The 25,935-nt window shown below is 27.7% G+C and carries 17 protein-coding genes and 1 pseudogene; 16 read left to right on the forward strand and 2 right to left on the reverse strand.

Features of this window, described 5'->3' with window-relative positions:
• The first annotated feature begins 24 nt into the window (after nucleotides 1-24).
• The 14 genes and pseudogenes from JJC02_03970 to JJC02_04035 all read left to right on the forward strand — a co-directional run bounded on the left by JJC02_03970 (nucleotide 25) and on the right by JJC02_04035 (nucleotide 19,749).
• On the forward strand, nucleotides 25-390 hold the full coding sequence (locus tag JJC02_03970) for a PTS glucitol/sorbitol transporter subunit IIA (protein ID UDN55347.1): 366 nt from the start codon (nucleotides 25-27) through the stop codon (nucleotides 388-390).
• A gap of 99 nt (nucleotides 391-489) precedes the next feature.
• Nucleotides 490-1,263 carry a sorbitol-6-phosphate dehydrogenase gene (gene srlD, locus JJC02_03975; protein ID UDN55348.1) on the forward strand — a complete coding sequence of 258 codons (774 nt, stop codon included), beginning with the start codon at nucleotides 490-492 and terminating at the stop codon, nucleotides 1,261-1,263.
• A 407-nt stretch (nucleotides 1,264-1,670) separates the two neighbouring features.
• Nucleotides 1,671-3,821 carry a molybdopterin-dependent oxidoreductase gene (locus tag JJC02_03980; GenBank protein UDN55349.1) on the forward strand — a complete coding sequence of 717 codons (2,151 nt, stop codon included), beginning with the start codon at nucleotides 1,671-1,673 and terminating at the stop codon, nucleotides 3,819-3,821.
• A gap of 86 nt (nucleotides 3,822-3,907) precedes the next feature.
• Nucleotides 3,908-4,243, forward strand: a complete 336-nt coding sequence (gene spoIIAA, locus JJC02_03985; protein ID UDN55350.1) for an anti-sigma F factor antagonist — start codon at nucleotides 3,908-3,910, stop codon at nucleotides 4,241-4,243.
• Between the two features lie 13 nt (nucleotides 4,244-4,256).
• A complete protein-coding gene (locus JJC02_03990; GenBank protein ID UDN55351.1) occupies nucleotides 4,257-4,685 on the forward strand; it encodes an anti-sigma F factor in 429 nt (142 codons plus the stop codon).
• Nucleotides 4,686-4,707: 22 nt separating this feature from the next.
• On the forward strand, nucleotides 4,708-5,472 hold the full coding sequence (gene sigF / locus JJC02_03995) for an RNA polymerase sporulation sigma factor SigF (GenBank protein UDN55352.1): 765 nt from the start codon (nucleotides 4,708-4,710) through the stop codon (nucleotides 5,470-5,472).
• 291 nt (nucleotides 5,473-5,763) lie between these two features.
• The gene (gene spoVAC / locus JJC02_04000) at nucleotides 5,764-6,201 is read left to right on the forward strand and encodes a stage V sporulation protein AC (GenBank protein ID UDN55353.1); all 438 of its coding nucleotides are present in this window, start codon (nucleotides 5,764-5,766) and stop codon (nucleotides 6,199-6,201) included.
• Nucleotides 6,202-6,356: 155 nt separating this feature from the next.
• A complete protein-coding gene (gene spoVAD / locus JJC02_04005; protein UDN55354.1) occupies nucleotides 6,357-7,370 on the forward strand; it encodes a stage V sporulation protein AD in 1,014 nt (337 codons plus the stop codon).
• A 12-nt stretch (nucleotides 7,371-7,382) separates the two neighbouring features.
• Nucleotides 7,383-7,745 carry a stage V sporulation protein AE gene (gene spoVAE, locus JJC02_04010; protein UDN55355.1) on the forward strand — a complete coding sequence of 121 codons (363 nt, stop codon included), beginning with the start codon at nucleotides 7,383-7,385 and terminating at the stop codon, nucleotides 7,743-7,745.
• A gap of 676 nt (nucleotides 7,746-8,421) precedes the next feature.
• Entirely contained in the window at nucleotides 8,422-8,973 is a 552-nt protein-coding gene (locus JJC02_04015; protein UDN55356.1) for a sigma-70 family RNA polymerase sigma factor, read from the forward strand.
• A 775-nt stretch (nucleotides 8,974-9,748) separates the two neighbouring features.
• On the forward strand, nucleotides 9,749-9,964 hold the full coding sequence (locus tag JJC02_04020; GenBank protein UDN55357.1) for a hypothetical protein: 216 nt from the start codon (nucleotides 9,749-9,751) through the stop codon (nucleotides 9,962-9,964).
• Nucleotides 9,965-10,174: 210 nt separating this feature from the next.
• Nucleotides 10,175-18,310, forward strand: a complete 8,136-nt coding sequence (locus tag JJC02_04025; protein ID UDN55358.1) for a peptidase C80 — start codon at nucleotides 10,175-10,177, stop codon at nucleotides 18,308-18,310.
• Between the two features lie 306 nt (nucleotides 18,311-18,616).
• Nucleotides 18,617-19,633, forward strand: coding sequence for a LacI family DNA-binding transcriptional regulator (locus JJC02_04030; GenBank protein ID UDN55359.1), 1,017 nt, complete (start codon nucleotides 18,617-18,619; stop codon nucleotides 19,631-19,633).
• A gap of 35 nt (nucleotides 19,634-19,668) precedes the next feature.
• Nucleotides 19,669-19,749 (forward strand): annotated as a pseudogene (locus JJC02_04035) (DUF1177 family protein).
• 231 nt (nucleotides 19,750-19,980) lie between these two features.
• On the opposite strand, the gene JJC02_04040 reads toward JJC02_04035, so the two are convergent.
• Entirely contained in the window at nucleotides 19,981-22,683 is a 2,703-nt protein-coding gene (locus JJC02_04040) for a transglycosylase domain-containing protein (protein UDN55360.1), read from the reverse strand.
• Nucleotides 22,684-22,898: 215 nt separating this feature from the next.
• Here JJC02_04040 and yunB point away from each other — a divergent pair, with 215 nt between their 5' ends.
• On the forward strand, nucleotides 22,899-23,597 hold the full coding sequence (yunB, locus tag JJC02_04045) for a sporulation protein YunB (GenBank protein ID UDN55361.1): 699 nt from the start codon (nucleotides 22,899-22,901) through the stop codon (nucleotides 23,595-23,597).
• A gap of 211 nt (nucleotides 23,598-23,808) precedes the next feature.
• On the opposite strand, the gene JJC02_04050 is transcribed toward yunB, so the two are convergent.
• Nucleotides 23,809-24,816, reverse strand: a complete 1,008-nt coding sequence (locus JJC02_04050; protein UDN55362.1) for a peptidase S55 — start codon at nucleotides 24,814-24,816, stop codon at nucleotides 23,809-23,811.
• 225 nt (nucleotides 24,817-25,041) lie between these two features.
• Between JJC02_04050 and JJC02_04055 the strand changes: the two genes are divergently transcribed.
• On the forward strand, nucleotides 25,042-25,926 hold the full coding sequence (locus JJC02_04055) for an N-acetylmuramoyl-L-alanine amidase (GenBank protein UDN55363.1): 885 nt from the start codon (nucleotides 25,042-25,044) through the stop codon (nucleotides 25,924-25,926).
• Nucleotides 25,927-25,935: the final 9 nt, after the last annotated feature.

Raw genomic sequence — 25,935 nt, forward strand, 5'->3', positions numbered from 1 at the left:
TAGTTAGAGAGAGGTTCAGTTGATATGGAATTAATATACAGTACTCAAATAAATAAAATAGGAGATAATGCAGATGAATTTTTACAACATAATATGTTTGTAACTTTCAAAGATAATGCTCCTCAGGAATTAGAAAATTACTGTTATATACATTCTGAAAATAATTTAGTAAAAGAAATACTTACGAATGATGTGTTATCAATAAATAATGTTGATTACAAAATTACTTCTGTTGGTGAGTTAGTAAACCAAAATCTTTCAGAATTAGGTCATATAACATTTAAATTTACAGGTGAAAAAAATGGAGCAATTGGAGGGACCTTATATCTTGAAGAAAAAGAAATAGCACCTATTGGAGTAGGTACTATACTAAAAATAATTAGAAAATAAAATTTAAAATTAATCTAATCATATTATAAGTAAATTATGGGTAAAAGTCAATTTAACTAATCAAGTTAACTTTTAATGTGATACAAAGGGGAAATGAAAATGAGAAAAGTGGCTTTAGTCGTTGGAGGAGGAAGAAGCTTAGGTGAATTTTTATCTAAACACTTAGCTAAAGTAGGTTATGACGTTGCTATTGCAGATTTAAATGAAGACAACGCAAAAAAAGTAGCTGAAGAAATAGAAGCAGAATTTGATTGTAAATCTATAGGGTATGGTTGTAATGCCATAGATGAAACACAGGTTATGAGTACTGTAAAAGCTATTGAAAATGATTATGATAGAATAGATTTATTAGTGTACAATGCAGGAGTGGCTGTAAGTAAAAAAATAACTGACTTTGGATACAAAGATTTTAAATTTATTGTAGACGTAAATTTAAATGGGTACTTTCTATTTGCAAGAGAAGTATCGAAAGTAATGATAGCAAAAGGTATTGAGGGTAGAATAATACAGATAAATTCAAAGTCAGGTAGAGTAGGAAGTAAGCATAATTCAGGATATTCAGCAGGTAAATTTGCTGGAGTAGGGCTTACTCAAAGTTTAGCCCTAGATTTGGCAGAACATAAGATAACTGTAAATGCACTGATGCTTGGTAATTTACTTGATTCTGATATGTTTGAAAGTTTAGTTCCTCAATATGCAGTAAAATTGGGAATACCTGAATCAGAAGTTAAGCAAGTTTATATAGATAAAGTGCCTTTAAAAAGAGGCTGTAGATTTATAGATGTTGCAAATATGCTTACATTTTATGCTTCTAAGGAAGCTGAATACTGTACTGGTCAATCTATAAATATTACTGGTGGACAAGTTATGTAAAATTTTTATGGGGGGTGTCTCAAAATGAACTTTTTAGTTCATGAGGCACTCTTTTTTGTATAAAATTAAATATATTTTCATCATTTCAACAATGAAAAAAGGCTTATCTCTATTTTGAGAGAGCCTTATTTTTGTAATTAAATAAAATGGGCAATTTGAGGGAAGTACATTACAAGTTATCGGTAGTAGAAGTAGGTAGACCTTAACGGATAATAGCAGATAAAAGTTAAGACTTACGGTTCTTGTATATGTTATTTAGAAATAAGTATAAGACTTTCAAAATAATTGTTTTAAATAAGTACATTTGTTAATATTATAATGAGTGATGAAAAATAGAAATGACTCATGGTAGAGGATATGTATATTAATTTTTAATTAAGGTAAGAAAATGGAAAGAAGGATATTTTATGGATATAATAAAAAAATTAAGTCATGGATGTACATTAGATTGCTATGATTGTTGTAAATTTAATGTTTATACTAAAGGAAATAATGTAATAAAAATTGAAGGGGATAAAAATCATCCTTACACGAAAGGTTTTATATGCAAAAAAGGGATGGCTCATTTAGATAGATTAAATCATAAAGATAGGATAAAGACTCCTATGATTAAAGTTGATGGAGTATGGAAAGAGATTTCTTTTGATAAGGCTATAGAAATAATGGCAGAAAAGCTTACATATTATAAAGATAAGTATACATCAAAATCTGTCATGCATTATGACCAATATGGAAGTGGGTCTGTATTAAAATACATAGGAGATATATTTTTTAATTTTTACGGAGGTGTTAGTAGGCATAAGGGAGGTCCATGTTGGAGTGCAGGGATGCATGCACAAAAGTATGATTTTGGAGTAGCAAAAGGTCATGCTATAGAAGATATGTTAAATAGTAAAAGTATATTTGTGTGGGGAAAAAATCCAGCATATACTACAATTCATACTATGCAAATAATTAAAAAAGCTAAAGAAAAAGGTATAAAGATAGTAGTGATTGACCCTATATATACAAAAACAGCTCAAATAGCAGATAAGTACATACAGGTGAATCCTGGAACAGATGGAGCTTTAGCTATGGCTATGGCAAAAATTATAGTAGAAGATAAATTATATGATGAAGAATATATAAATTCATATGTTGTTGGTTTTGAAGAGTATAAAAAATATTTATGTTCGTTGGAATTAAGTTTTTTAAGTGATGAATGTGGTGTTAAAGAGAATGATATAAGAGAACTAGTTACTTTATATACTAACAAATATTCAAGTATAAACATTGGATATGGGCTTCAAAAATATAAAAATGGTGGAAATACAATAAGAGCTATAGATGCTTTAGGAGCTATAACTGGTCAAATAGGATTTAGTGGTGGAGGGGTAAACTATGCTAATAAAGTTTATCCAAGTATTATAAATTCTGACCCTTACAATAGCCAATCATATGGTGAAGATAGGGAGTTTTATGTAAGTAATATCAGTAAATTTATAGAAGAATCTTTAGAGCATACATCAAACAAAATAAATTATGTATCAAATGAACTTGATATAACATTAAATAAAATAAATCATGTATCAGATGAATTTGATATAATGTCAAATGAAACAGACTATATATCAAGTGAATTACATAGTTTATCTAGTAAATCAATCAAAGGTAATATTCCTATAAAGATGGCTGTGATAACTAAAAGTAATATGATGAATCAATTGCCAGATTTAGTAGAACTTGAGAGGGTATTTTCAAAGATTGAATTTAAAGTATGTTTTGATATGTTTATGACTGATACAGCTACTCTATGTGACATGTTTATACCTTGTACAAATACATTAGAGAGTGAAGATATAATTTATAGTTCAATGACTAATCCATATATAACCTATAATGAAAGAGCAGTAAAGCCAGCACATAAATTGATGGATGAATATTATTTTTTTATGGAGCTAGCTAAAAAGATGGAACTAAATAGTTATCCCTTTGTAGAAAAGAGGGAGTATTTAGGGAAAGTGATTGAACCACTTAAACATTTTGATAAAAATATAGATATAGAAAAACTTAAAAATAATTATTTTACTATACATAATCCTGTTGCTTGGGAAGATAAGAAGTTTGAAACTCCCTCTGGAAAATACGAGCTTTATTCAGAAAGTATAAAAAGTTTGGGAATAAGCCCAATACCAGTGTATATAAGTAATAAACATAAAGAAATAGAAGATAAAAATGAAAATATTTCTTTTAGATTATTAACTAATCATCATGCAGATACTTTATTTAGCCAGCATTTTATGGATAAAAAATCTATAGCCCAAGCATATGTAAATCAAAGCATGGCTAAAAAAGTAGGTATTAAGGATAAAGATATTGTGACATTAAGGTCAAAAAAAGCAAAAATAAATGTACAAATAAATATAGATGATGGAGTAGGTAATTATATAGTAAAAATGTATGTTGGTTGGTGGAAGAAACATGGAAATCCTAATACTTTGACAGACTCTGGTATATCAGATTTTGGTGGTCAGGTAACATATAATGAAAGCATGGTAGAAATAATACGACAAAACTAGTTAAATTTCATTGAAGGAATAGAAATATAATTATAGAATTGATTAAAAGTTACTATTTTTACAAAACTATTGAAGGAGGGATTTTGATGGTAAATTATTCCTTAGAACATAAGAATCTATACATAGAATTTATGTGCTCAGAACTAGACCACCATGTAGCCAATGAAATAAGGGAAGAAATAGATAACTTATTAAGTGTAAATCAAGTGAAAAATGTTGTATTTAATTTTGAAAATATTAATTTTATGGATTCTTCAGGTATAGGTGTCATCATAGGTAGATATAAAAAGATTTCTAATGAAGGGGGACGAGTTTCAGTAATTAATATAAGTTCACGAGTTAAGAAGATTTTTGATTTATCTGGGTTAAATAAAATTATTGGCATTTATGATACGTATGAAGAAGCTCTAAGTTCTTTGTAGGGAGGAGTATGTGATGAATAATATTATGGAAGTTAAATTTTCGGCAATATCTGAAAATGAAAGTTTAGCAAGAGTTATAGTAGCATCCTTTGCAGCTAAGTTAGACCCAACAGTAGATGAATTAGTGGATATAAAAACTGCTGTCTCTGAGGCTGTTACGAATGCTATAATACATGGATATGAAGAAGACAGTTCTAAGTTTGTATTCTTAAGATGTGAGATAGAAGGAAATACTATAAAGATTATAGTTGAAGATGAAGGGTATGGAATAGAAAATGTGGAGAAGGCAATGGAACCACTTTATACATCAAAACCAGAACTTGATAGATCAGGAATGGGATTCACAGTAATGAAAAGCTTTATGGACGATGTAGAGGTAAGTTCTGTAAAAGATAATGGGACTAGAATTGAAATGACTAAAAAAATAAATGTGCCTAAATAAAGTCCAAAAGTGAGGTTTTATTATGGAAGTAACTGTTGCCAGAGAAGAAAAGAAACCTCTTCTTAGTCATGAAGAGACTCTAGAACTTATTGAAAAAGTTCAAAATGGAGATGAAGAGGCAAAAGAAATATTAATATCAAGCAATTTAGGTCTAGTTAGGAGCGTTGTATCTAGATTTTTAAATATAGGATATGATAGAGAAGATTTATTTCAGTTAGGTTCTATAGGCTTAATAAAATCAATATATAAATTTGACCCAAAATTTAATGTAAAATTCTCTACTTATGCAGTACCAATGATTTTAGGTGAAATAAAGAGATACTTAAGAGATGATGGTATGATAAAAGTATCAAGGTCATTAAAGCAAATAGCTGTAAAGGCAAAGATGGAAAGTGAAGCTTTAACTAAAAAATTAGGTAGAGAACCGAGTATAGAAGAATTAGCTAAATCAATAGATGTAGAAAAAGAAGATTTAGTAATGGCTATGGAAGCTAATTTTAACGTTGAGTATTTGCAAGGAGTTATTCATGAAGAAGAAGGTTCTCCAATATGTCTTATTGATAAAATAAGCATGAAAGGAGAAAGTGAAGAAGAAAAAGTAGTAGATAATATATTGTTAAAAGACATACTTGGAAGATTGGATAAGAGAGAACGTCAAATAATAGTTCTCAGATATTTTGAAGATATGACTCAAAGTGAAATAGGAGAAATGCTTAATATATCACAGGTTCAAGTATCTAGGATAGAGAAAAAAGTATTGTCTAAGTTAAAAGAATATATATCATGAGAATACTTATGATATGTAGAATAAAAAAATATAACAATATAATAAAGATATTACTAAAATAAGACGTAATAATTTTTTATGTTAAGTTTTTAAATTATTATTAAAAGATATTAAAACAATAAAAAGTATTAAAAAAATAAAAAATATTAAAATAAGGTGTCTTTATAGGAAAATAGATTTTTTCTTTATTGGGCATCTTTTTTATTTTTTGACAAAACTTTAGATGGTCAAAATAAATAATAGGTTTATTTTTTTAAAATTGACAAATAATATTTTAGAGAGGTGTTTAGTATGGATAAAAATTATAAGAAATATGTAGACCAAATAAGCCCAAAACCTACATATTTAAAAAACTATACGCTTGCATTTATTGTAGGTGGAATTATTTGTATGATAGGGCAAGCAATAAATGATTTGTACATGAAAGTTGGAGGTCTTGATAAATTAGGTGCTAGTTCTGCAACATCAATAACGCTAATATTTATAGGGGCATTTTTAACTGGATTAGGAGTCTATGACCTAATAGGAAAAAGGGCTGGAGCTGGTTCTATAATTCCAATAACAGGTTTTGCTAACTCAATAGTATCTCCAGCAATGGAGTATAAAAGAGAAGGTTATGTATTAGGTGTAGGTGCAAACCTATTTAAAATTGCAGGACCAGTTTTAGTTTATGGTATAGGTTCTTCTATTTTATGTGGAATTATTTATTATATTTTTAAGATGTTTTAGAGGATTTTTATTTAATTTAAATTTTATTAATTATAAAGAAGGTATGAAATCTGAAAAATAGTTATGGAAGTAGTTAGTTAGGAAATAATCATGCAGATTTTAATTAATATTAAAAAATTAAATATTAAAATGCAAAATTAAAAAGGTGTGAAAATATGAAAAATAAAAGAATTGGAAAAAGAACAGTCAAGTTAGAAAATAAACCAACAATAATATCAACTGGAACTATAGTGGGTCCTAAGGAAGGTGAAGGACCACTAAAGGACTATTTTGATATGATTATGACCGACGATTTATATGGTGAAAAAACTTGGGAATTAGCTGAAAGTAAAATGGTAGAGACTGCTTCTCATAAAGCTATACAAAAGGCAGGGAAAAAACTGACAGATGTAAATTATATGCTAGGTGGAGATTTAATAAATCAAATAGTGCCAGCATCATTTGCAGCAAGAGAATTGGCAATTCCATTTTTAGGTATATATGGAGCTTGTTCTACAATGGCAGAAGGTCTTTGTATAGGTTCTATGCTTATAGATGGTGGCTTTGCGGATTTAGTACTGTCAGGTACATCAAGCCACTACTGTACAGCAGAAAGACAGTTTAGATTCCCATTGGAACTAGGAAATCAAAAACCAATGACAGCTCAGTGGACAGTTACAGGAGCAGGAAGTGTATTACTAGCTTCTAATGGAGAAGGTCCAAAGGTAAAGTATGTTACAGTTGGTAAAGTAATAGATGAGGGTATTGATGATGGTAATAATATGGGACCAGCTATGGCTCCAGCAGCAATAGATACCATATATTCTTATTTTGAAGATACTAATGATGACCCAAATAGCTTTGATATAATTGCTACTGGAGATTTAGGTACTCTTGGAAAACAGATAACAGAAGACTTTTTAAAAGAAAAGGGTGTAGATATATCAAAAGTTTACACTGACTGTGGTATAGAGATGTTTAACCTTAAAGAACAAGATGTTCATTGTGGTGGAAGTGGATGTGGATGTTCAGCTACAGTATTTGCAGGATATATATATGATAAATTGAGAAAAAAAGAATTTAACAAAGTAATGCTTGTATCAACAGGAGCACTACTTTCGCCGACAAGTACACTACAAAAGCAGACAATACCATGTGTTGCACATGCAGTAGTAATAGTAAATGAGTAGGAAGTGATATATATGTTAATGGACTATGTAAGAGTATTTATTGTAGGTGGAATTATATGTTTAATAGCACAAGTAATGATGGACTATTTTAAAATGCAAACTCCATATGTTATGGTAACATATGTAACAACTGGTGTAGTTTTAACTTTTCTAGGACTTTATGAACCATTAGTTAAGTTTGCAGCAGCAGGTGCAACCGTTCCTATAATAGGATTTGGATATTCACTTGCTAAAGGAGTAATGAAGTCAATTCAAAGTGATGGTTTTTTAGGTATTTTTCTAGGTGGTACAACTGCTACAGCTGGTGGAATAGCAGCAGCTATATTCTTTGGATATCTTATGTCAGTAGTATTTACTCCAAAAGCAAAACCATAAATATCTCTTAAGAGAATAATAAATTTTTTAAATAATAACTTTTTATAAAATGGAGTTGTCTCAAAATTGATTTTTTCTAATCAAATTTTGAATTCAACTCCATTTTTAGATTTTTATATACTATTTTTTATTATTTCTTTTTTTAATTAATAACTTAAATTTTAATACAATTTCTTATTTTTTCTTCTATGGTATCCATACCAAAGTCTTTATTTAACAATATATTGTTTATCTTTTAACATTATTTGGGAAATAGTATTATTATAAGATAATAATGTATACATCCATAACGATTCCTATTTACAATAAAAATTGAAATACAGAAAAGAATAATAGCTTTCACGTATTTACATAATATAACTTTTTATAATATATCGATAAAAAATTTTATTTTTGTAGTGTTAAAAAAATAATTATTTTTATATAATATCTTTATTATTGATATATAATTTATTTGATGTTTTCATATAATTTCATTACTATTCTCATATAACTTATTTATTAATTTAATAAAGTATTTCAAAATAACCTTTAAATTAATGTATTTTCAAATACTTTAATTTTATATTTTTTGTAAAATATTATTCCTATTTTACGAATGTAATGACTAATTTTGAATATATGTTGTCAAAATTCAAAAAAAATCATCCTTAATAAGTGCGAGAGGGGTGATTATATGAAAAAATCTTTTTATGAACTAATTATTTCATCAAGAAGAAATTCAGTAGAGGATTTACAGGAAATTTTATTTACTTTTGAACCATTACTAAAAAAACTTAGTAAATTTTTACACTATGAAGAGGGGAATACAGATTTAATAATATTTTTTATTGAACTACTAAAAAAAATGGATTTAGAAAAATTTAATATGAAAAATGACGGTGCAATAGTCAAATATATTCATAAATCATTGCTTAATAAAACCTTTGAATTGTCTAAAAAATATTCTAAAATAAAATTTAAATTTGTAGAATTTGATGAGAATGTATTGAATATTGATATTCAGTTAGATAAATGTTTTTTTGAAGAAAGTATTTGTTTCTATGAATACGTTTTTAAGGAGTTATGTGGGATTCAAAGGAAAGTTATTTTTTATAAATATCTAAAAGGATATTCTGACAAAGAGATATCTATGAAGTTAAATATATCAAGACAAGCTGTTAATAAGGCTAAAAATAGAGCCTTTAAAAAAATAAAAAATGATTATAAAAAATATCTAAATATATAGACGAAGAATTTTTTAAAGGATAAAAGCGCAAAAAATATTTTGAAATATATAAAATAATAGAGAGAATAAATACCAAATTTTAATAATTAATTTAACCAATAGACTAAAATGATATAGAAAATATATAAAAAATCTAAATTAGATTTACATATTTGTATCAAAGTAGGTCTTTATTTAATAGAAGAGTAGTTAGCTAACCAAATATATTCAAATTAAAATATTGGGAAATGAATAGATATGAAAACTTAAATTATAAAATACTTAATATGAATATATTTTCATAAAGTATTCTACCTAGTATGGAGATTTACCAATAAAAAGGTGAGCTACAATGAGTCCACAGTAGTTCACCTTTTTTATATTTCTAAATTAACAGAATATTTTGGTACTACGATAGATGAATTAAATAAAATTATCTTTTAAGTCTCTTAAATTAATGTATTTTCAAATAATTTTATTTTATATTTTTTACAACTATAATTCTTAAATTCAAAAATATGTTGTCAAAATTCAAAAAAAGTCATCATTATAACTATAAGAGAGGTGATTATATGAAAAGTCTTTTTATGAATTAATTATTTTATCAAGAAGTAACTCAGTAGATTGTTTACAAGAATTTTTATTTGTTTTGAGACACTATTAAAAAAAGTTAGTTAATTTAAAAAATATTCTAAAATAAAGTTTGAGTTTATAGAATTTTATGAGAATATCTTGAATCTTAATGTTTATTTAGATAAAAACAGAGATTTTAAGGAAATAAAAAGGAGTTGTTATAATGGAAAGTGATATTTTGAAATTAGCATCGACACAAGGTATATGGTCTGTTTTAAGTATTTTTTTAATTTTTTATATAATAAAAACACAAAAAATATTTGATGAAAGGCAAAATAATAGAGAAAATAACTATCAAATTTTAATAAAGGATTTAACTGATAGATTAAAAATTACAGAAAAAATATATAAAGAAATAAAAAATATTAAAAAAATATAAAATAGGTTTACAGATTGCTATAAGATAACCTTTTTATATGATAGAAGAGTCAATTAACTAATTGAGTGTCTTTAGATTAAAATGTTAGGAAGTGAGTTAAATATGAAGACTTAAACTATAAAAAATTGATATTAATTTATTTTTAAAAATAGAAAGGAGTGTATAAGATATATTTTACTTTATTAAAAATAATAATACGAGGAGGTTTTTATGTCTTTAATATCTAAAGAAGATTTAATAAAACTAGCATATAGCATTAAACCAAGAGAAAATGAGTATAAAGCTATATTAACTAATTTAGATGAATACAATAAGTTAGTTACAAATAATACTGAGGAGAAATACTTACAATTAAAAAAACTAAGTGATTCTATTGATTTTTTCATGAATAAATATAAGAATTCAAGTAGAAATAGAGCATTATCTAATCTAAAAAAAGATATACTAAAGGAAGTAATTCTTATTAAAAATTCCAATATAAGTCCTGTAGAAAAAAATTTACATTTTATATGGATAGGTGGAGAAGTAAGTGATGTTGCTCTTGAATATATAAAACAATGGACTGATGTTAATACAGAATATAGTGTCAAACTGTGGTATGATAGTGAGGTATTCTTGGCTAATACACTAAAAAAAGCTATAGTTGAATCTTCTACCAATGAAGCATTACAATTATTAGAAGAAGAGATTAAAAATCCTCAATTTGATAATATGATATTTTACAAAAAGAGGATGGAACTTATATATGATAGACAAAAAAGGTTTATAAATTATTATGAATCTCAAATCAATAAACCTACAGTACCTACAATAGATGATATTATAAAGTCTCATCTAGTAGCTGAATATGGTAAAGACGCAAGTTTATTAGAATCCTATAGAACAAATTCTTTGAGAAAAATAAATAGTAATAATGGGATAGATATCAGATCTAATAACTTGTTTACAGAACAAGAATTATTAAGTATTTATAATCAAGAATTGTTAAATCATGGGAATCTAGCTGCAGCATCTGATGTAGTAAGATTATTAGTATTAAAAAAATTTGGAGGAGTATATTTAGATGTCGATATGCTTCCAGGCATACACTCTGATTTATTTCAAGCAATATCTAAACCTGATTATATAGCAAAAGATACTTGGGAAAAGATAAAATTAGAGGCTATTATGAAGTATAAGAAATATATAAATAATTATACATCAGAAAATTTTGATAAGCTTGATCAACAATTAAAAGATAATTTTAAAATCATTATAGAAAGTAAAAGTGAAAAATCTGAAATATTTTCTAAGTTAGGAAATTTAGATGTGTCTGATATTGAACTTAAAATAGCTTTTGCTTTAGGTAGTATTATAAATCAAGCCTTGATATCAAAAAAAGGTTCATATCTTACCAACCTAGTAATAGAACAAATAAAAATACGATATAAATTTTTAAACCAGCATCTTAATCCAGCTATAGAATCTGGGAGTAACTTCTCAGATGTGACCAAAATTTTCCAAGATTCATTATTTGAGTCAGTTAATGAAGATAACGCTTCATTTTTAACTAGAATAGCGCCATATTTAGAAGTGGGATTTATGCCAGAAGTCCGCTCTACAATAAGTTTAAGTGGTCCAGGAGCCTATTTATTAGCTTACTATGATTTTATGAATTTACAAGAAAATACTCTAACGAAAGCTTTAGATACATCATGGTTAACAGAATTTAAATTTCCAGAAAGTAATCTATCGCAATTTACAGAACAAGAAATGAAAAGCTTATGGAGTTTTGATAAAGCGAGTGCAAAATATCAGTTTGAGAAATATGTAAGAGATTATACTGGTGAATCTCTTTCTGAAGACAGTGGATTAGACTTTAATAAAAATACTGTTATAAATAAAAACTATTTATTAAATGATAAAATTCCATCAAATAATTTAAAAGAAACTGGAAGTAAAAATTACGTTCACTATATCATACAGCTACAAGGAGATGATGTAAGTTATGAATCAGCTTGTAATCTATTTTCTAAAAATCCCGAAAATAGCATTATTATACAACGAAATATGAATGAAAGTGCAAAAAGCTACTTTTTAAGTGATGATGGAAAATCTATTATAGAATTAAATAAATATAGAATACCTGAAAGGTTAAAAAATAATGAAAAAATAAAAGTAACCTTTATTGGACATGGTAAAGATGAATTCAACACAAGTGAATTTGCTAGATTAAGTGTAGATTCACTTTCTAATGAGATAAGTTCATTTTTAGATATCATAAAATTAGATATATCACCTAAAAGTGTAGAAATAAACTTGCTTGGATGTAATATGTTTAGTTATGATATTAATGTTGAGGAAACTTACCCTGGTAAATTACTATTAAGAATCATGGATAAGATTACTTCCACTTTACCTAGTGTAAATAAAGATTCTATTACTGTAGGAGCAAATCAATATGAAGTAAGAATTAATAGTGAGGGAAGAAAAGAGCTTTTAGCTCACTCTGGTAAATGGATGAATAAAGAGGAAGCTATTATGAGTGATTTATCTAGTAAAGAATACATTTTCTTTGACCCTATAGATAATACACTAAAAGCGAAATCTAAGAATATTCCAGGATTAATTTCAATATCAGAGGACATAAAAACATTATTACTTGATGCAAGTATTAGTCCTGACGTGAAATTTATTTTAAATAATCTTAAACTTGATATTGAATCCTCTATTGGAGATTACATTTATTATGAAAAATTAGAACCTGTTAAAAATATAATTCACAACTCTATAGATGATTTAATAAATGAGTTTAATATCATTGAAAATGTATCTGATGAATTATATGAATTAAAAAATTTAAATAATTTAGATGATAGATATTTAATATCTTTTGAAGATATAACAAAAAATAATTCAACTTATTCTGTAAGATTTATTAACAAAAATGATGGTGAATCAGTTTATGTACAGACAGAAAAAGAAATTTTTTCAGAATATAGCGAACATATTACAGAAGAGATAAGTACTATAAAAAATAGTATAGTTGCAGATGTTAATGGTAATTTAATATATAATGTAGAATTAGATCATGTATCTCAAGTTAATACATTAAATGCAGCATTCTTTATTCAATCATTAATAGATTATAGTAGTAATAAAGATGTATTAAATGGTTTAAGTACTTCGGTTAAGGTTCAACTCTATGCTCAACTATTTAGTACAGGGTTAAACACTATATATGACTCTATTCAATTGATAAACTTAATATCAAATGCAGTAAATGATACTATAAATGTACTACCCACTATAACAGAGGGAATACCTATTGTGTCTACTATATTAGATGGAGTAAATTTAGGTGCAGCAATTAAGGAATTAATAGACGAACAAGACCCATTGCTAAAAAAAGAGTTAGAGGCTAAGGTGGGTGTTTTAGCAGTAAATATGTCACTATCTATTGCTGCAACAATATCTTCAATTGTTGGAATGGGTGCTGAATTTACTATTTTCTTATTACCTATAGCTGGTATATCTGCAGGAATACCTTCATTAGTTAATAATGAATTAATATTACATGATGGAGCAACTTCAGTAGTAGATTATTTTAATCATTTGGCTGAATCTAAACAATACGGTCCTTTTAAAACAGAAGATGATAAAGTTTTAGTTCCTATTGATGATTTAGTAATATCAGAAGTTGATTTTAATACTGATTCTATAAAACTAGGAAAATGTGATATATTAGCAATGGAGGGTGGCTCAGGACACACAGTAACTAGTAACATAGATCACTTTTTCTCATCTCCATCTATAAGTTCTCATGTTCCTCCATTATCAATTTATCCTGCAATAGGAATGCAAACAGAAAATTTAGATTTTTCGAAAAAATTAATGATGTTACCTAATGCCACTTCGAGATTGTTTTGGTGGGAAACTGGAGCAGTTCCAGGTTTAAGGTCATTAGAAAATGATGGAACTAAATTACTTGATTCAATAAGAGATTTATATCCAGGCAAATTCTACTGGAGATTCTATGCATTTTTCGATTTTGCAATAACTACATTAAAACCAGTGTATGAAGACACAAATATTAAAATTAAATTAGATAAAGATACTAGAAACTTCATAATGCCAACTATAACTACTGATGAAATTAGAAACAAGTTATCTTATTCATTTGAGGGAGCAGGAGGAACTTACTCTTTATTATTATCTTCATATCCAATATCAACGAATATAAAGTTAGTTAAAGATGATTTATGGATATTTAGTATTGATAATGAAGTAAGAGAAATATCTATAGAAGATGGTACTATTAAAAAAGGAAATTTAATAAAAGATGTTTTAAGTAAAATTGATATAAATAAAAATAAACTTATTATAGGTAATCAAACAATATATTTTTCAGGTGATATAGATAATAAAGACAGATATATATTCTTGACTTGTGAGTTAGACGATAAAATTAGCTTAGTAATAGAAATAAACCTTGTTGCAAAATCTTATAGTTTATTATTGTCTGGAGATAAAGATTATTTAATATCTAATTTATCTAATACTATTGAGAAAATCGATACTTTAGGTCTAAATGTTAAGAATATAATGTACAACTATATTGATGAATCTAATAATAAATATTTTGGAGCTATATCTAAAACGAGTCAAAAAAGCATAATATATTATAAAAAAGATAATAAAAATATATTAGAATCTTATAATGGCAGTACACTAGAGTCTAACTGTAAAGATTTTGTTGCAGAGAATATAAATGTATTTATGAAAGATGATATTAATAATATAACAGGAAAATATTATGTTGATAATAATACTGATAAAAGTATAGAGTTCTCTATTTCTTTAATTAGTAAAAACGAAGTAAAAGTAAATGGATTATATTTAAATGAATCTGTATACTCGTCTTTCCTTGATTTTGTAAAAAATTCAGATGGAAACTACAATACTTCTAATTTTATAAACTTATTTTTGGAGAAGATACAGTTTTGGAAATTATTTGGAGTTAATAATATAGACTTTGTAGTTGATAAATACTTTGTTCTCAATGGTAAAGCTAATCTTGGATATGTAGAATTTATTTGTGATAATAATAAAAATATAGATATATATTTTGGTAAATGGAAAACAGCAGCATCTAAAAGCTCTATATTTAGTGGAAATGGTAAAAACCTTATAGTAGAACCTATATACAATATTGATACAGGTGAAGATATATATACTTCACTAGATTTTTCTTATGAACCTCTCTATGGAATAGATAGATATATTAATAAAATATTGATTGCCCCTAATTTATATACAAGTTTAATAAATATTAACACTAATTATTATTTAAATGATTACTATCCTGAGATTATAGTTCTTAACCCAAATACATTCCACGAAAAAGTAAATATAAATTTGGATAGTTCTTCTTTTGAGTATAAATGGTCTACAGAAGGACGTGACTTTATTTTATCTAGATATTTAGAAGAAAATAATAAGGAAATATTACAAAAAATAAGACTTAAAGATATTTTATCTAACACTCAATCATTTAACAAAATGAGTATAGATTTTAAAGATATTAAAAAACTATCCCTAGGATATATAATGAGTAATTTTAAATCATTTAACTCTGAAAATGAATTAGATAGAGAACATTTTGGGTTTAAAACAATCGATAACAAAACTTATTATTATAATGAAGATAGTAAATTGGTTAAGGGATTAATCAATATAAATAATTCATTATTTTACTTTGACCCTATAGAATCTAATTTAGTAACAGGATGGAAGACTATAAATGGTAAAAAATATTATTTTAATATAAATAATGGAGCAGCTTCAATTGGTTATACAATTATCAATGGTAAACACTTTTATTTTAATAATAATGGTGTGATGCAGTTAGGTGTATTTAAAGGACCATATGGATTTGAGTACTTTGCCCCTGTTAATACTTATGATAATAACCAAGAAGGTGAAGCTATACTTTATCAAAATAAATTTTTAACTTTTAATGGAAATCTATACTATTTCAATGTTAGCTCAAAAGCAGTTACAGGATGGCAAATTCTTTACGGTAAGAAATACTACTTTAACCCTAGTACTGGCATTGCTGCAGTGGGATTACAAGTAATTGATAACAATAAGTATTGTTTTAATCCTGATAATGCTGTCATCTTAAAAGCTTGGCAGACTATTAATGGTAGTAGATACTATTTTGATATTGACACCTCTATTGCATTTACTGGTTATAAAACCATTGAGGGTAAAAACTTTTATTTTGACAATGATGGTGTAATGAAAATAGGTGTGTTCAGTAGTTCTAATGGATTTGAATATTTTGCCCCTGCTAATACTTATAATAATAACCAAGAAGGTCAGGCTATAGTTTACCAAAATAAATTCTTAATTTTGAATGGTAAAAAATATTACTTTGATAATAACTCAAAAGCAGTTACAGGATGGCAAACTATTGATGGTAAAAAATATTACTTTAATCCTAATACTGCTGTTGCAGCTACAGGATGGCAAACTATTGATGGTAAAAAATATTACTTTAATCTTAATACTGCTGTTGCAGTTACAGGATGGCAAACTATTGATGGTAAAAAGTATTACTTTGATACCAACACTTCCATAGCTTCAACTGGTTATACAATTATTAATAGTGACCATTTTTATTTTGATAATAGTGGTGTGATGCAGTTAGGTGTATTTAAAGGACAAAATGGATTTGAGTATTTTGCCCCTGCTAATACTTATAATAATAACCAAGAAGGTGAAGCTATACTTTATCAAAATAAATTTTTAACTTTTGATGGAAATCTATACTATTTCAATACTAGCTCAAAAGCAGTAACTGGATGGCAAACTATTGATGATAAGAGATATTACTTTAATCCGAATAATGCTATTGCTACGACTCATCTATATACTATTGATAATGATAAGTATTATTTTAGCCATGATGGAATTCTTCAAAGTGGATATATTACTATTGAAAGAAATAATTTCTATTTTGATGCTAATAATGGTTCTAAAATGGTGACAGGAGTATTTAAAGGACCTAATGGATTTGAGTATTTTGCCCCTGCTAATACTTATAATAATAACCTAGAAGGTCAGGCTATAGTTTACCAAAATAAATTCTTAATTTTGAGTGGTAAAAGATATTACTTTAATAATAACTCAAAAGCAGCTATTGGATGGCAAACTATTGATGGTAAAAAATATTACTTTAAGCCTGATACTGCTGTCGCAGTTACAGGCTGGCAAATTACTACTGATGGTAAAAAAAGATTTTTCTTTAATCTTGACACTGCTGTTGCAGTTACAGGCTGGCAAACTATGGGTGGTAAAACATACTATTTTAATCTTAACACTGCTGCTGCAGTTGCAGGCTGGCAAACTATTGATGGTAAAAAATATTATTTCAATCCTAACACTTTCATAGTTTCAACTGGTTATACAATTATTGATGGTAAACATTTTTACTTTAATAATGATGGTATTATTCAGATAGGTGTGTTTAAAGGACCAAGTGGATTTGAATATTTTGCCCCTGCTAATGCTGATGGTAATAACGTAGAAGGTCAGGCTATACTTTATCAAAATAAATTCCTGCGTTTAGCAGATAATATATATTACTTTGATAACAACTCAAAAGCAGTAACTGGATGGCAAACTATTGATGGCTATAGATATTACTTTGAACCTGATACAGCTATAGGTGCGGATGGTTATAAAATTATTGATAATAAAAGCTTTTATTTTAGAAATGGTTTAATTCAGATAGGTGTGTTTAAAGGACCATATGGATTTGAATATTTTGCCCCTGCTAATGCTGATGGTAATAACGTAGAAGGTCAGTCTATACTTTATCAAAATAAATTCCTGCATTTAGCAGATAATGTATATTACTTTGGTAACAACTCAAAAGCAGTAACTGGATGGCAAATTATTGATGGCCTTAAATATTACTTTGAACTTGATACAGCTATAGGTGCGAATGGTTATACAATTATTGATGGTAAACACTTCTATTTTAGAAATGGTATTACACAGGTAGGTGTGTTTAAAGGACCATATGGATTTGAATGTTTTGCCCCTGCTAATACTGTTGGTAATAACGTATCAGGTGAGGCTATACTTTATCAAAATAAATTACTGAATTTCTTTGGTTCTATATATTATTTTGGTAACAACTCAAAGGCAGTAACTGGGTGGCAAACTATTAATGGCGATGTCTATTATTTTATGCCTGATACTGCTAGAGCTGCAGCTGGTGGATATTACACCATAGATGGAGTTGTATATTTATTTGATACTAACGGAGTAAAATATCCTCGTATATATGGTTAAAATATATATTTGACAAAAAATGATTTCTGTAATTAGCATTAAAATTTAGATGTTTAAAAATCCTGTGTTGTTATGACACAGGATTTTTATTTAAATAATATTTTCACTAAAATATTTTTTTAAAAAAGGATTACTTATCTATTAGATTAACAAGAGGTATCATTTTTATATTTTATAAGCTATAACAATATTGTTGAATGACTTTTTTATATAAATAAACGTTTACATAATTGAAGTTGACAATTATTTACAACATAGTGTAGTATTATATTATCAAAATAAAATGAAGTGAAGTAGGGGATAAAGATGGTAACTATTAAAGATATTGCAAGGAATCTAGGTATCAGTTATTCAACCGTTTCTAGGTGCTTAAACAATAATCCTAATGTATCTGAAAAAACAAAAAATAAGGTAGTAGAAGAGGCAAATAGACTAGGGTTCCATTTTAATGTAAATGCAAGAAATCTGGCAAAAAAAGAAACCAACAGGATAGGAGTAATCTTTTCAAATAATTTTAATCATCAAGATACTAGAAAATTTTTTAGTGATATAATGGACAGTTCTATAAACTCTATTGAGACTAATAAATACGATTTTATAATACAACCTAATAATAACATTAGCGGTGATAGTAATGTATATAAAATGGTAAATGGACAAATGGTTGACGGATTAGTAATTGTGTCCAAATCAATAAAAAAAGAAGAATATGATTTTTTAAAAGACAATAATTTTCCACATGTATTTATATATTTTAAACCATCTTTTGTAGGAGAAATAGACAATTTCTTTTGGGATGATAATGTATATGGAGGCTATATAGCTACTAAACATTTGATTGACCATGGTCATAAAGATATAATAACAGTAACTTCAGATGATAAGAGTTCAAAAATGCATGAAGATAGAACCAAGGGATATTTAAATGCTATGAAAGAGGCAAATTTAAAGACTGAAGTTATTGAATCTAAAATGGATTTTGAATCTCAAGTTGAATTTCTAGAAAAATATATTGATAAAATAAAGAAAGCTTCAGCTATATTTGTACAACAAGATGTACCAGCAATTTCTATAATACAAGAATTAAAAACTACTTATGGCATAAATGTACCAGAAGATATTTCTATAATAGGATACAATAATATTGAATTAATATCATATTTTAGGTCACATTTATCAACAATAGATGACCCAAGAGAGCAAGTTATAAAAAATGGGGTAGATAGTTTAGTAAATATAATAAATAAAAAGAGTACAGAGCATATTCCAAGAAAACTATATCCAAGATTAATAATACGAAATAGTGTTAAAAGAATAAAATAGTAAGTTTTTAAGTATTAAAACTGTATTAAAAATATAGTATTTTACAACTAGCAGTTGCTACAGATACACCAATAGTGGGAGTAGCAATTACAACAGAGATGCCTGTTGCTGGATGAGATACAGGTGCAACTAATTTTAGTGATTTAGATTCAGCTGGTAGATTTGCTTCAGACATTTGGTACACTTGTTTACATAAGAAAGGAGAATTCTGTTTATCAGGATTCTCTTTTCTTATGTAGATAAATAATATGTTGTAATTAAAAAAAAGAAGTGTCTCATAAATGATTTTTAAAAATCACTTTGAGACAACTCCTTATATTTTTATTTAAATTTTGATTTTTGATAGACTAAGGGGTTGGAGTTCCACCGCCATCAGGGGGATTAGTAGAACCACCACTATTGTTATTGCCACCATTATCAGGGGTATTAGTAGAGCCACCACCGTTGTTATTACCACCATTATCAGGAGGAGGAGTAGAGCTACCACCATTGTTATTGCCACCATTATCAGGAGGAGTAGTAGAGCCACCACCATTATTTACGCTATTATCAGGAGGAGTAGAACCACCACCATTATCACCTGTGTTATTGTTGTTATTATTATTTTCTTCTTGTTGATTATTATCTGGTTTCTTTGTGTCTTCAGATGATGGTTGAGAGCTTACTCTAGTAGGAGCAGTACCTTCAATAAATGCTGCTTTAGAACCAGAAGACTGCTTTCCTCCATCTTCTAAATTAATTTTTGTAAAATACACGTTTTTAGGAACTTCAAATTCAGTAACTGTCAAATTAGCATGTATTTTTGCCATGATTTTTTCCCATAGTTTTGCAGTACTAGTACTTCCACGTGGTACCTCTCTACGTTTTATAGTGTTACCAGCATCATCTTTTCTACCAGCATCATCTCCAATATAAGTTGCACCAACATAATAAGGAGTGTAACCGACAAACCAAGCATCATATGCACTATTTGTAGTACCTGTTTTACCTGCTACAGGCATTCCACTTGGAAGTGTTGCGACACCACCAGTACCTTCAGTAATTACACTTTCTAACATATCTGTAACAACATAAGCTACTTCAGGGTCTACAACTTTATGTTCTTCAGGAGCATTTTTAACTAATAATTGACCGTCAAAGGTAGTTATAGTAGTAAAAATAGAAGGTTCTACATAAACACCTTGATTTGCCAATGTACCATAAGCAGCAGCCATTTGGAGTGGAGTAATACCATTTGCCATACCGCCTAGTGTCAATGATGGGAATTTTCTATCACTTGCTTCAGATGAACCTGAGTGATTATTTTTCAAAGTTGTTATACCAAAGTTCTTTAAGTAATCCATCATTATATCTACACATTCATCATAAGAATCTCCAAGCATTTCAGCAGTCTTGACAGCTATTGTGTTTGAAGATTTAGCAAGTGCTCTACGTAAACTCATAGAACCATGACCAGAAGTAGTAGTTCTTGGATTCCATTTATTATTTTCTTCAAACTTATATCCTCCTCTGGAATCACTTAGAGCAGTTGATTGTGTGATTTTTAAAGTATCAATAGCTGGTGTATATATTGCTAGAGGTTTTATAGAAGAACCCGGCTGATGAGGGTTAGTAGCACGATTTAAAGTTTTTCTACCACTTATATTCCTTCCTCCAGCTAGTGCTCTTATTTCGCCATTTTTATAATCTAAGATTACCATTGCAGCTTGTGGTTGGCTAACTCCATCAGAACCGACCATATGTCCTGGGAAATTGCTATTTTTATCAAATTCTTCTTCTAAAGCATCTTGCATTTTAGGGTCTATAGTTGTATTTACAATTAGACCACCATTATAGAATAAGTTTTGAGCTTCATCATTTGTATGTCCTTGTTCCATTAAAGCATTTATAACTTCACTTTCAATAAGGTCTTCTACAGATGAAGAAACTTTGTCTGATGATTTAGGAAATTTTATTTCTATTTTAGCTTTGATTGCTTCGTCATATTCGTTTTGCTTTATATATCCTAATTCTAACATTTTCTTTAGAACAACTTTTTGTCTTTTCTTAGCTTCTGGGTTACTTACAGCCTTTCTGACAACTAATGTACCTGCTTTTAGTTGTTTATAAGTATCATTAGATATAAGCTCCCAAGACTTTATTTTTTCAATCATATCAAAGTCTATTTGAGTAGGGTCGTCTAACTCATCATCAGATGTGTTAACAAAAAATAATAGTTTATTTTCTAAATCACTTTTAGTTTCGCTTCCATCTAACTTAGAAGTTTTGTAAGCTGAAAATCTTGATGGATTTTTAGTCGAACCAGCAAGAAGTGCTGACTCAGCTATAGTAAGGTCAGCTGCAGACTTATCAAAATAACCACGTGCACCAGCTTCAGCTCCTGCTAGACCTTTACCGACGAAAAAGTTATTTAAATAAGTTTCTAGTATTTTTTCTTTGCTTACTGTTTTACTCATCTCATATGCATAGTAAATATCCTTTATTTTACGAGGTAGAGTCTGTTGTTCAGTAGTCAACAACATTTTAGATACCTGCATAGGAATAGTACTACCCCCTTGTTTAGTACCTGTAAGGGTCTTTAATACTGATCTAAATAGACCTTTAATATCGACACCATTATGTTCATAAAAACGTTCATCTTCTATTGCAATTACAGCATGTTGAAGATGAGGTGAAATCTTATCTAATGGAACAGGTGTCTTTTTATTTACACTTGGAGCTGTAGATAATGTTTTTCCATTAGCGTATTTAATTGTAGTTGTTTGGTTTGTCTGTTTATCCAAGACAGCTTCTGTGACTGGAGTAACGTCTCTTAATGATGCAAATACTAAACCAGCAGTACCAGCAGTACCAACAACTAGTAAAACTAAAAATACTATCCCAAATACTCTTAGTTTTCTAAATTTATCGCTTTTTTTAGATTTTTTCTTGTTTTTTGTTGAACGAGTTTTGTTAGTTGAGCCTCTATTAATTGGTTTGTTTGTATTACTAGAGGAACTAACTTTTTTTCTTCTGATTTTATTTCCATTTTTATCATTATCGTTATTCATAAGATTTTAACCTCCTTACTTAATGCAATATTATAACACAAATAGGAGTAGTTTTGTAATTAATAGAAAAAATGAATTTGCTATAATATTCTGTACATTGTAAATATGTATAAACATAATGTATTAAAAAGTCTATATTTTTATTTTATTTATTTTTGACAAATATTATAAAAGTTATGCCAAAGCTACATATAAATAAATAGGAGGGGATAATTTTGAATAGGATAGTAGATAGAAAAAATAAAAATGAAGTTAGAAAAATCGCAGCTATTTTTTTGGTAATTCTTTTCTTGTCTGTATTTATAGGCAGTTTTATATATATAGATAAAACTTTAAGACCGACAATAACAGTTTTGGCAGAAACTAAAGCTCTTGAACTAGCAAATAGGTCCATAAATAAAGCTGTTGCTGAGATGGTAGAAGGAAAAATAAATTATGAAGACTTAATGGATATACAGCTTGATAATAATGGTAAAATAACTATGATACAAGCAAATACTATAATGATGAATGAGATTGCATCTGCAATAGCTTTAGAAATACAAGATGAATTAAAAAAGGATAAGACAGCAAGTTCTTACATACCTATAGGAACGGCGTTAGGAAGTCCTATATTAGCTAAATACGGTCCTAGACTTGAAGTTTCTATTGAACCTATAGGAACAGTATCAGTAAACTTTAAAACGGAATTTGAGTCCTCAGGTATAAATCAAACAAGACATAGAATATATCTAGAAGCCCAAACACAAGTTAAAGTAGTGATACCACTTATAACATCAACAAAACAAATTAAAGCTCAAATACCTATTTGTGAAACTATAATAGTAGGTGATGTTCCAGAAAGTTATGTAAATATACCAGAAAAAAATCTAGGCAATGTTTTACCTAACACTGGAAAGAATACTAACAAGTAATATAAAGTTGTATATTTTTAAACAAATTTAAAATATTAGTTTATAAATAAAAATTTTGGAAATAATATTAATATAATTTCAATAAAAAATTATATTTTATACTATGTAAAATATCTAATATATTTGGTCTGTAGGCTAAATAAAAATAGCTTTAGACCAAATATATTATTAATAATTTAATAACATCTTAAAAGTTATTTATTTATATTATTTACAACATCCACTTGATAAATACACCATAACCTACAGCTGGGTCATTTTCAATAGCGTGTGACACTGCTCCGATTATTTTATTATCTTGAACTATTGGAGTACCACTCATACCTTGTACAATACCACCGGTTTGAGTTAAAAGCTTTTTGTCTGTAATTTTAATTTTAAAACTTTTACTTTCTGGATGTTTTTGGTTTTCTATATCTATAATTTCAATATTATACTTTTTACACTCATTAAAGTTATCTTGTAAAATTATTTGAGCTTTTCCTAATTTGACTTCATCTAAAGATGCTACTTTATATTTTTTTAAATTAGAAATATCCAAGTTATTAATTTGACCTCTTATTCCAAAATCAGTATTTTCTGTAAAGCTACCAATAATATTTTCTCGTTTTGCATTTATACATCCAACACTACCTTTATAAGATTTTTCTATATTAAGATGCTTAGTTGTAGAAATTGAACCTGTTTTAATAGGTATTTTTCTTGCATTACCAACACTTATTGGATGACCTACAGCACCAAACTCTGATGTCTCTGGATTAATATATGTCAAAGTAGCAAATCCAGAGAGTAAGTTATTAAAACTAATTTTTTCTAATATGTGTTTAGTAGTTTTCATCGTTATAAGTTGACCACCTCTATTTAATAAAATAGATACTTGTTTTTCTTCAGGTAAAGCATTTAAGGTATTGGCAAAGTCGCTATATCCATCAACTTCAACATTGTTTACCTTTACTATAGCATCACCTAATCTAAATGGAGATGCTTCTCCAGGATTTCTAACGATGATATTTTTTAATTCTGCATCGATTTGAAGGACGTTTCCAATCGGTATTAAATATTCAGGCTCATTTTTTTGTAAATTTTGTGCATAAATTAAATTATTTGAGAAAAAATATAATAAAAATAAAAATGTTAAAACAATTGTAAATTTAGACTTAGCTAAGTTGATTTTTTTACTTAAAGCTTTATCTTTAAAATGAAATTTTTTAAGTTGCATAAAACACCTCTTTCTTATTAAATTATTTTAATAATAGAATTGAAGTTTTCGCTGCTTCTATATTATGTTGCTCAAGAATTAGTTTTTGATGCTTGGAAAACTGGCTCAATAACACCTTAGTTTTCATAAAAATAAATAAAATAAAGAGTGTATATTATAAAATAGATACATATTCATATAAATAAAAATAAACAATAACTGTCTATCATTAGAAAGGAGCAAAAAATGAAAAAATATAGATTGTTAGTTACTTGTATAATTGCCATGGGAATTATAATTATAGGAACATCAAATCCAGTTAGCAATTTTTACAAGACTACAAATTTGATTAGTTCAGGAAATATTACAAATGAAAAAGCAGATAAAGATAAAAATTCAAACAAAAATACTAAAGATAAAGATGAGGACAAATCAAATTCTAAAAGTAATAAAGATAAGTCATCAGAAGACAAATCATCAGATAGTAAAAATGAAACTCAAAAAAATAAAAAATTTTTAATTTGTATAGACCCAGGGCATCAAGGAAAAGGAGATAGCAATTTAGAACCAGTAGCTCCAGGTTCTTCCTCTAAAAAAGCGAGAGTATCTTCAGGAACAGAGGGTATTGCTACAAAAAAACCAGAATACGTTTTAAACTTAGAAGCATCTCTTGTTTTAAAGAGTATATTAGAATCTAAAGGTTATAATGTAATAATGACTAGAGAGACACATGATGTAAATATAAGTAATTCAGAAAGAGCAATACTTGCTAATGATAAAAAGGCAGATATGGTTGTAAGAATACATGCAGACAGTTTGAATAATTCTTCAAAAACTGGAGCATCTATATTGATTCCTGAAAAAGATGGAAAATATACAGCTCCTATATATGAAGAGAGTAATAACTGTGCTGAGTTTATCAAACAGAATATGGAACAAGCAGGTATACAAATTAATGGAATCTTTCAAAGAGGTGATTTGACTGGGTTTAACTGGTCAAAAGTACCAGCTGTATTAGTAGAAATGGGATTTATGAGTAACTATAATGAAGACCAAATGATGTCAAATCCAGACTATCAAAGAAAAATGATGCAATGTATAGCTGATGGATTAGATGCATATTTTAAATAAAGTATAAAT

Source organism: Clostridioides sp. ES-S-0054-01 (assembly GCA_021561035.1).
In the GTDB taxonomy this organism is placed as follows: domain Bacteria; phylum Bacillota; class Clostridia; order Peptostreptococcales; family Peptostreptococcaceae; genus Clostridioides.